Source organism: Paenibacillus sp. AR247 (assembly GCF_002968895.1).
In the GTDB taxonomy this organism is placed as follows: domain Bacteria; phylum Bacillota; class Bacilli; order Paenibacillales; family Paenibacillaceae; genus Paenibacillus_AQ; species Paenibacillus_AQ favisporus.
This window is the reverse complement of record NZ_PCZT01000023.1, coordinates 327,186-337,274: the sequence shown is the minus strand read 5'-3', so window position 1 is coordinate 337,274 and position 10,089 is coordinate 327,186. Positions and strand designations below refer to the sequence as shown.

Genomic DNA, 10,089 nt, shown 5'->3' with positions numbered 1-10,089 from the left:
GGAGCATGTCGACCATATGCGTCGTCTGCTCGATGAACTGCCCGCCGGAGCCGCTTTGCCGTCTCCACCAGGACACGCCTGGCATGCTGTCCATCCACCGTCCCAGCACCATACCGGTCGTATGGTTCGATAGCTCCTCCTTCAGCCGCGCTGCATTGTGCTGGTAGCGGAAATGGTACCCCACCGACGTCAACAGCCCCGTCTCGCGGACCCGGGCCAGAATTTGTTCCGGCAAGCTGGTGTCGAGCCCAAGCGGTTTTTCCACCAAAAACGGAATACCGCGCTCAATCAGCTTCATTTCGATTTCGCCGTGTGCCATCGGCGGCACGCAGATATATACCGCGTCAAGCGGCCCCGCGTCCAGCATGGCATCCAGATCCGCATACCCCTCGGCGCCGTAACGCAGCGCCATCCGTTCTGCTTTCTCCAGGCTTGTACCACAAACCGCCGTCAGCTTTACTCCATCCATCCCCGCCAAGTTGTCGGCATGTACGCCGCTGAACCATCCGGTTCCGATCAATCCGATACGAAGTGTCATCCTGCGCGATCCCACCTTTATCCTGTTTTCTCCACTATACCGGGGTCCGTCCCGTTTGGCTACGATTTGTTGGGAACGCATCGCACGCCCTCGTATCCATCCCGTTCGCCGCATCAAATCCCGACGAGACCAAGCTGCCCGGCTCACCACTTGCTGTGCCGCGTCTCGCCCGTCTAAGGCTTCCCGACGGTGAACCCCTTCCACTCATCCGGGAGCAGCCCCTGATAGTGCCGCTGGAGAAAACGGTCGTCGACCAGCACCAGCACGCCCGTATCCTGCTCGGAGCGGATCAGCCGCCCTCCGGCCTGCAGCACCTTGTTCATCCCCGGGAACACGTAGGCGTAATCATACCCGCTTTTCCCGTTTTCATTGAAGTAATCCCGAATCAGGTTCCGTTCAAAACCAAGCTGTGGCAAGCCCACGCCGACCACGACGACGCCTCCCAGCCGATCCCCCTGCAGGTCGATGCCTTCGGAGAAAATGCCCCCAAGCACGGCGAAGCCAACGAGCGTATCCGCATTGTCCGCCTGGAACGCCGCGAGGAACCGCTCCCGCTCCTCCTCGGCCATTCCGGTATCCTGCACGATGATGCCAACCTCCGGGTGCAGCTCTGCAAAAGGCTCGACCACCATACGCATATATTGGTACGACGGGAAAAAGACCATGTAATTCGCTTTGCGCTCCGATATGAGGCCATGCAGCAGCTTCACCAGCGCGTCCCCGGGTGTCGTCCCGGTCCCGGTACCTGGTGGACAGCGGCTCGATGCGCACATCCAGCTGCTCCCGGCTGAACGGCGACGGCACGGACAAGCTGTAGTCCTCCTCGCCGGCGCCCAGCATGTCCCTATAGTAGGACAGTGGAGACAGAGTGGCCGAGAAGAACACGGTTGAGCGGAAGCCTTTTCCCGCCTGCGCGAGCAGGTAGGACGGATCCATGCAGAACAGCTTCAGCACGCAGTCGCCGCCGCGAATCTCGGCATACGTCAGAAAGCGTTCGTCATACAGCTTGGCGATCCGGATATAATGCTGCGACGCAAAATAGGCATCCAGCAGCTGCTCCTGCAGCCCGGGATCACCTTTGGGAGCCAGCAGCTCCCGCTCGGCTTCGGCGATGAACAGCGTAAGCCACTCCCCCATCTCCCGGGGCTGTTCCTGCCACTGCTTCTGGCGGGCTTCACCCATTTCCTTTTTCAGTTCGATAAAAAATTTATTGACCGCATCCGCCGCCTTCTGAACCCCGGCATCCACGCCCTTGTATCCGCGCTTCAACTCGAGAAATGCCGCCTTGCCGATCTCAGCCGAGAACATGTCCCGGCCCCGATCAACGAGGTTATGGGCTTCGTCCACGAGCAGCACCGTCTGCCTCTTCTGTTCCTCGGGCAGCCGTTTGAACGAAACCCGCGGATCGAAGATGTAATTATAGTCGCAAATGACCGCATCCGCTGCGTAGGCTGCGTCCAGAGAAAACTCAAAGGGACATACCTGGTGCTTGCGCGCGTAACGCTCAATGACGGCGCGGTCCATTACCGTTTCCTGGGACAGCATGTCCAGAATCGCCCCATTAACCCGATCATAGTAGCCGTCCGCAAACGGGCAGGCATCCTTCCGGCAGACCGTCTCCTCCTGAAAGCAGACTTTGTCCTTGGCCGTAATCGTCACCGTCTGCATCCGCAGCCCTTTGGCCTGCATCAGCGCAAAGGCCTGCTCGGCGGCCGTTCGGGTGATCGTCTTGGCCGTCAAATAAAAGATCTGCCCAAGCAGCCCCTCCCCGATGGCCTTTACGGACGGGAATAGCGTGGACATCGTCTTGCCGATCCCCGTCGGGGCCTTGGCAAACAGCTTCCGCTTCTCCTTCACCGCCTGATAGACCGCTCCCGCCAGCTTGCGCTGTCCTTCCCGGTAAGTGTCGAACGGGAACGGCAGCGCGCGGATGCTCTCGTCCCGGAGATGCGCATTTTTCAGCCGGAGCGCGGCATACGGGGTGTAGACCTCGAGCACCCCCATCACAAATGCCTCGAGCTCCGCCAGCGTCAGCATCCGCCGGAAACGGCGCTCCGTGCCGGTATGCGTCTCGACGTAGGTAAGCTGCACCGTCATCCGATCCAGGCCGTGGTCCATGGCATAAATATAGGCGTAAACTTGTGCCTGTGCCCAGTGAACGGGCTTTCCGTCCCCCTCCATCGCATCCAGGCTCGCAGCGGTCGATTTGATCTCATCGATCATCATGCCGTCATCCGTTTGGATCAGGCCATCGCATCTTCCTTCGATGACATAAGTCAGATCCCCGAACGGGATTTCCCGCTTCAGGAACACCTCCTTCTGGTCGCCTTCCCCGTAAGTTTTCTGCACGTGCTGGTGAATTCGTGTACCTTCAACCATGGCGGTGGCCGACCGGAATCCGGAATCGATATCCCCGCTTGAGAAAGCATATTCCACCAGCGGCCGGACCGATATCCGAACCTCCGCCCGCTCCCGGTTTTCTTCAGACATAGGATCACCCGTTCCCCTTGTTTTTCCTATCATACCATAACTGGAGCAGGCAGTCCCAATTCGCTATCCACTAAAAAAAGCCCGTGCCGCCCTGATAAAGGGGCACGAGCTTTGTCTAATGAACTCATCAGGCAGCGTCAGGTCACACGGCGCCACCGTCTTCCTGCTATCTTCTCCGCGTCTCGGTCAGGCGGAACTGGTTGACAAGCTGAAGCAGCGATCCGGTGATGGACTCCACATTTTCCGATGTGCCGCGAACATGCTGCATGTCCTCCTGCAGCTCCTGCAGGGTGCCTTCCACCTCTGCTGATATGCTGCGGTTTTCGATGCTGACGGCGGCTACCTTTTCCATGATGCCCACCACTTCACCGACCATCTTGTTCTTGAGGCTGTCCTGGCTGCCAGCCTGTCCCAGCATTTCAGAGGCCGAAGCGACGATTTTCGTGCCCTCCTCCACCGCCCGGCTGCCTTCGTCCATGGAGGCAAAGGCCAGTTCCACCTGCCCGCCGATCTGCCGCAGCGTCCGCTGGATCTGCTCGGTGGAATGCCGGGTAAGCTCGGCCAGCTTGCGGATTTCCCCCGCCACTACCGAGAAGCCTTGACCGTGCTCGCCCGCCCTCGCCGCTTCGATCGACGCGTTCAGCGATAACAGATTGGTCTGCTTGGAAATGTTCTCGATTGCCGTCAGCAGGCCGGCAATATCCCGCGTCGTTTCCATAAACGTCCGAATGGTCCGGTTGCTCTCCTCCACCTTGTCCTGAATTTGCTTCATCTTGTCGCCGATATGCTGCACTTCGCTTTGCGCCACCGCAATTTGCTGAGCGGCCGCCTCTTCGATTTCCCGCAGGGTAACGCTCATCTCCACCGACACGTCCTTGGCCACGTCAATATCCTTCAACTGACCCCGGATGCCGCGGATCATGCTGTGAACCTTCCCGCTCACCCGCTCCGTGGAGCTGGCGGTCGACTGGGCTGTCGCATGCTGCACATGCTGGCTGTCCTGAACGTCCTGCGCCGCCTGCTTAACCTGCAGCATGATGCCTTCCAGGGCATCGATCATGCTGTTTACCCATTTGCCGAGCTCCTTGGCCTCGTCATCCGCAAATTCGCGCAGGTCCAGCCGCTGCGTCAAATCCCCTTTTCCTTCGGCATTGATTCGGATGAACCGGCTCAGGCTGCGAAAATGCTCCGCCGTCCGCCGCGTCCCCCTGCGTTCAAGAACGGAGACCGCGATCCAGCCGAACAGCAGGTTTGCCGCCAGAACCGCGATCAGCCCCGTTACCGGAGGCAGACTCCAGGCCAGCAGGCCGAATAGAAGACCGTTCAGCATCACGCCCGCCAGGCCTGTCATCAGATGCATTTTCTTCATCTTCCAACCGAAACTCCTAAAGCGGTACACCTCCTCCAAATCCCCTTCGCACATCACCCCCCATACGTCCGGGCAATGCGGAAGCTGAAAAGTAACCCCTTTACCGATCACCGGAATGTGCCGGTAGTCCGAATATCCCGGAAACTCCACAAACAGATTGCTTCCGTTCTGTATCGTGTTCGCCACCCCTGGATGCAGCTCTCCTGTGGCCGGGTCCTTGAACACCAATTCCAGCTCGGTATGGTTCTTTACCTGAACCGTCCCGTAGTCGGTCCGCACCCCTTCTTTCAGGTTATCGCCGTGCGTAAAGGTAAAGTCCTCGAAGCGGCTCCGCGACAGCGCCGTTCCGGGCGAAATGTTCTTGTTCAGTCCCGGCTTGGCCATGAAAATGTAGTTATCGCCTGAATCGGGATATACATGCCCCTGCTCCCGTTGGATCAAGTCGCCCAGGACATCGTTTGGAACCCGGCCGCACAGCGCCCCTTTCCACTCACCGTCATTCATGACCGGCAAAATAAACAACAGCGTCATCGCGTCGTGAAACGCCGAAGTACTCGGGCCGACCTCTAATGTGGCCGGGTCGGAATAGGGGCCGAACAGGCAAGGACTCCCCTGCAGCGTATACTTCAGCCCCGGCTCGATCAGATCCTCCCGGCTGCAGCTTGCCCCAATGCGGGACGGATGGGTGGAGCACACCACCTTCATGTCGTCACGAATCAGGAAAATCTCCGAGAAATCGGCACCTCTCTTCATATAGGAAGCGAACAGCGGCTCCAAGGCAGCGGCCCCGGCAGGATCCTGGACGATATGGCCGAAGTTTGGGCCAAGCTGTATGCTCAAACGCTCTAAATGGGACCAATACTCCGTAACCCAGCTCTCTAATATTTGTATACGATTCTGGGCGATTCCCTCAAAAATGTTTTCGATATCCTCCTTCAAATGACGGTTTAACCGGTACGACCACCAGAGCGGTAGACCTGTTTTAAAGCCAAGCCAGTCAAACATCCCCCTCAACCCCTTCAGTAAACATGACATTGTGCGTTAACTTATTTAACACAATATGGTTTCGCACATTTTACCTAAAATGCAGGCCCGGTTCAACACAATATTTTACAGTTTTTAGGGGGTTATTGACCGGTGGGAAATAAGCAGTGCACCGCATTGGTTAACGGGGTGTCGTGGCGTTACGGCTCAGCCCGCCGTCATCCTGTGGATCGGAAATCCGGACGTTTTCAAAGAATGCGGTTCATTTACTTCCCAATATGGTAAATGATAACTAGAAATGACAAGGATTCGCCTTTTGACATCTTTCTGAGCCGAAGGCATAATAAACCTATTGCCCTCGATTCCATGCGACAAAAGGGCTCAAGCAACCGCAGGATATTCAATTTTATGCGCAATCATCCAGCTTTTCGCGCGATATACTCAGCTGCCCGGCATAGATCAGCCAGGTCAGCCCGTCATTAAAAGGAAGGAAGTTGGTAACGTGTCTTCACTTCGTGGATTTCTGCGAAAACCGTTTGTCTTATTCACCATTCTTTTACTTTTAAAGGGGTATTTGGCATGGGCCGTTACGTTTAATGACCTGATGCCCTGGAAGCCCATCATTACCGAAATTCCGTTTATTTGGCTCGTGTTCTGTCTGATTGAGTGGTTTGCCGGCAAGCGGAAATTCGGGGCTTATGTCATCGCCAACCTGCTGCTGACCACGATCTTTTTCGCCGTCATTATGTACTTCAAATACTATGGCGTCATCGCGACTTATCATGCCCTGGAGCAGGTCAACCAGGTTACGGCCGTCCGCAACAGTGTCTTTTCGCTGATGGACCCTTACTATTTGCTGATCTACGTCGACATCGTCGTGATCTTTGTCATCATGATGCGCGGCCGTAACGCGCGGCAATGGAAAGATCAGAACAGCCGCCGGGCCCGCCGGAGCGTCGTTACCGTGCTGTTCATCCTGTCCCTCGTAATCTGCCTGTTTAATATCGTTCCGAACCGGGCCAGCATGAACGAGATCAAAAAAGCCCAGCAAATGGGCATTTTGAATTATGAGGCGTATACGATTTTCTCCAAGAAGAAAGAGGACATCGTTCCGCTGAACAGCATTACCCAGGCTTCGATCGATGAGCTCAAAGGCATCAAGAAGACCGATCAGCCGCAGCATTTCGGGGATGCCAAAGGCAAGAACGTGATCATTATCCAGCTGGAATCGTTTCAGAATTTCCTGATCAACCTGAAGATCGACGGCCAGGAAATTACGCCTAATATGAACAAGCTGGCCAAAGAGCAGTACTACTTCCCGAACTTCAACCAAATGGTCGGCCAAGGCAATACATCGGATGCCGAATTCGTCGTGAACACCTCGTTCTATGTTCCGCCGAGCGGGGCGGCCACACAGAACTATGTCGACAAGAAGCTGCCGAGCCTGCCGAGGCTGATGGAGAGCAACGGTTACGCGACCGCGACCTTCCATACGAACGACGTAGAGTTCTGGAACCGCGGGGAGCTGTATTCGTCCCTTGGCTTCCAGCATTATTACGACAAGTCCTTCTTCGGTGACGAAGACTCCTTCTTCTTCGGCCCATCGGATGAAGTGCTGTATAAGAAGACTGCCGCGAAAATGAAGGAAATGGACCAGGAAGACAAACCGTTCTATGCCCAGGTCATCTCGATGTCGGCGCATCATCCGTTTACGATTCCGGAGAGAAAATACCACATGCAGCTCCCTGAGCGGTATGACGGTACGTTCGTCGGGGATTATATCCGCGCCCAGAATTATGCGGATTATGCGCTGGGACAGTTTATCGATGAACTGAAGAATAACGGCCTCTGGGACGACAGCCTCATCGTCATCTACGGGGATCACATGGGACTTCCGCTGTACTCCCTGGATCGTGATGATAAAGAATTGATGAAGGAAATTTACGGACATGAATATTCCTATTCAGATATGATTAACATTCCGCTGATTCTGGCGGGCGGCTCGATCAAACATCCGGAAGTGAACAACACGGTGGGCGGACAGGTCGACATCCTGCCGACGGTCGCCAATCTGACGGGCGTTTCCGTCAAAGACCATATTCATTTCGGGCAGGATCTCTTAAATCAGAGCTCCAATCTGATTCCAGAGCGGTATTATTTGCCGACCGGTTCCTTCCTGACCGGTAATGCGCTCTTCGTGTCGGGAGCCGGATACGAGGATGGAGCGCAGTACCCGCTGAGCGGCCGGACCTCGGTGGACGGCGGGACCACCGAAGATGAATATAACCGGGCGCTTAAGCTCCTGAACCTGTCCGACAGCTACGTGAATCAGCAGCCGCTTAAATAGAGAATGGCCTCATGCATATCAAGCCTTGCCTAATTACGGGCAGGCTTTTATTTTTTTGCCGTTGTTATCAATGTGTTATCCACTTTTCACACAACCTATCTCCACACCAATACGAGCAGACTACCTATAATCATCATATTTCCTCAGCCGCACACTTGATCTTCAGACGTATTTTGTTTATAACAAGTATATAAAGTTATCATAACTAAATAACGAATTATACTAACAAAATAACACAAGAAGAGGTGCACACGGTGAATTTGATGCGCAATAACTTGCTGGAAGGATATATCGGCGGCATGACCTGGGGATGGACCGGCATCCGGGGAACATGGAACACCCCTGAGGCCGGACATTCGATGGAGGAAATGGTAACCCGCCTCGGCGTGAACTGGACGGCCGTCACCTTTGCGGCCCTGCAGGATACGGCTCATTCGACGGAAATCCATTTTGCGGAAGAGCCGACCGTAACGGATGAAGAGGTTCGCCATGCAATTGCCTCCTCCAAGCGTCTCGGCTTGCGCGTCTGCCTGAAACCGGTCGTCAACTGCGCCGACGGAACTTGGCGGGCTCATATTAACTTTTTCGATATTGACGTGCCTTGTGAACCGAAATGGTCCGAGTGGTTTGACTCTTATACCCGGTTTATGCTGCACTATGCGGCTATGGCCGAGGAAACCGGCTGCGAAATGCTGTGCATCGGGTGCGAGATGGTGCAGACCGACCGCAGGGAACTGGAATGGCGCGAGCTCATCCGCAAGGTTCGGCAAGTATACTCCGGCATCATTACCTATAACTGCGACAAATATCAGGAAGATCAGGTGGCTTGGTGGGATGCAGTGGATGTCATTTCATCCAGCGGCTATTACCCGATCGACAGCTGGGAAGAGCAGCTGGACCGCATTGAGCCGGTCGTCCGCCGGTACGGCAAGCCCTTCTTCTTTATGGAGGCGGGATGTCCTAGCCGGACCGGATCGAGCCGGATTCCAAACGACTGGGGACTGCCCGGAGATCCAAACGAGGACGAACAGGCCGCTTATTATGAGCGGATGTTTGAAGCCTGCGCCAGCCGTTCATGGGTGGGAGGATTTATGCTGTGGGACTGGCCGGCAGCACTGTATTGGCCGGCAGCACTGTATGCACCAGAGGACGCCGCCGGGAATGATGATTACTGCCCTTATGCAAAAAAGGCGGAGAGCCTCATCCGCGATCATTACACGGCGCAAATCCGCGAACTCGGTGGACTGCCTGCTCAGCCGTAAGCGATCTAAAGGGCGCACAGGAAGACAGAACCTCGCGATTTCAGCTCTTTCAGCCCGCACATACGGGCAACCTTGTGCACTCTCCGGAAACTTCGGAACTTCCTTTATCAATAAAAAGCATCCTGCCTGTTGGGCGGGATGCTTTTTGTTATGATCGGCTGAGATTGTATCGTACCTGCCGTGAGGTCAGCTCCCGGAGCCATCCGGCGCCGGCGCCGTGGAATCGCGGTAGACGATATCGCCGGCGAGCAGGATTTTTTCCAGAGGCGTATCCGCCTTGTCCATTCGTTCGAGCAGCTTCTCGACAGCCCGGCGGCCCATCGCCTCCTTCGGAACATGGACGGTCGTCAGGGACGGACTGCCCTTGGCCGCATCGGCGATATTGTCGAATCCGGAGACCGACACCTCCTCCGGAACCCGCACGCCAAGCTCGATCAGGATATCCCGGGCCGTCAGCGCAATCGCATCGTTGGCACAGACCAGTGCGGTCGGCAGCGATTGGGATTTGATTTTCCGCGAGATCCACGACCGGATCTCGGGCTCGAAGCTGCCATTCTCCAGATCGGGAAGCGGAATGACCAGCCCTTCCTGGCTCGGCAGCCCCTGCTCATCCAGCGCCGTCCTGTAGCCGATGGAACGGTCCCGGAAGCTGCGCGAATACCGGTCGTTTCCGATGAACTGCAGCCGCTGATGGCCGATGCCGATCAGGTGGGTCGTCAGCCGGGCCATCACATCCATATTGTTCGCAAAGACCGTGTCGGACGGAATGAGCGGATCCTCCATGTCGACCAGCACGATCGGCAGCCCCATCCGGTGCACCTCCAGCAGCAGCGGCGTGGAAATTTCCCCGACCCCAATGAGTCCGAGAATCCCTTCCGGATTCAGGAGGCTGACAAAGTTGTCCACGTTCTGCTCAGAGATGATCACCATGCCCAGTCCCCGCTCCTCGAGGCTGATCGAAATCCCCTCCATAATCTTGCCCCAGTACAGCGATTCCCTGTTCTGAAAACGGATATTGGGCATCAGGACGATCACGGAATGCTTGGCGCCGCTGCGCTTAAGCGTGTTGGGTTCCGTGCGGGGGCTTCTCATATAGGTC

General features: G+C 56.0%; 5 protein-coding genes and 1 pseudogene. 2 read left to right on the top strand and 4 right to left on the bottom strand.

Going from position 1 to position 10,089, the window contains the following annotated elements; translation table 11 throughout:
- From CPT76_RS30585 to CPT76_RS30570, 3 genes and pseudogenes are all read right to left on the bottom strand, one after another.
- The coding region (locus CPT76_RS30585) for a Gfo/Idh/MocA family protein (protein WP_146116483.1) at nucleotides 1-538 on the bottom strand (538 nt) is incomplete at its 3' end.
- Nucleotides 539-711: 173 nt separating this feature from the next.
- Nucleotides 712-3,028: pseudogene (locus tag CPT76_RS30575) on the bottom strand (helicase C-terminal domain-containing protein).
- 166 nt (nucleotides 3,029-3,194) lie between these two features.
- Entirely contained in the window at nucleotides 3,195-5,402 is a 2,208-nt protein-coding gene (locus CPT76_RS30570) for a methyl-accepting chemotaxis protein (protein WP_105445540.1), read from the bottom strand.
- A 481-nt stretch (nucleotides 5,403-5,883) separates the two neighbouring features.
- Between CPT76_RS30570 and CPT76_RS30565 the strand changes: the two genes are divergently transcribed.
- Together CPT76_RS30565 and CPT76_RS30560 are read left to right on the top strand one after the other, a co-directional pair.
- Nucleotides 5,884-7,728 carry an LTA synthase family protein gene (locus CPT76_RS30565; protein WP_258168979.1) on the top strand — a complete coding sequence of 615 codons (1,845 nt, stop codon included), beginning with the start codon at nucleotides 5,884-5,886 and terminating at the stop codon, nucleotides 7,726-7,728.
- Nucleotides 7,729-7,991: 263 nt separating this feature from the next.
- Nucleotides 7,992-8,990 (top strand): glycoside hydrolase family 113, encoded by a 999-nt coding sequence (locus tag CPT76_RS30560; protein WP_105445591.1) that lies wholly within the window; start codon nucleotides 7,992-7,994, stop codon nucleotides 8,988-8,990.
- Between the two features lie 186 nt (nucleotides 8,991-9,176).
- On the opposite strand, the gene CPT76_RS30555 is transcribed toward CPT76_RS30560, so the two are convergent.
- The coding region (locus CPT76_RS30555; protein WP_105445539.1) for a substrate-binding domain-containing protein at nucleotides 9,177-10,089 on the bottom strand (913 nt) is incomplete at its 5' end.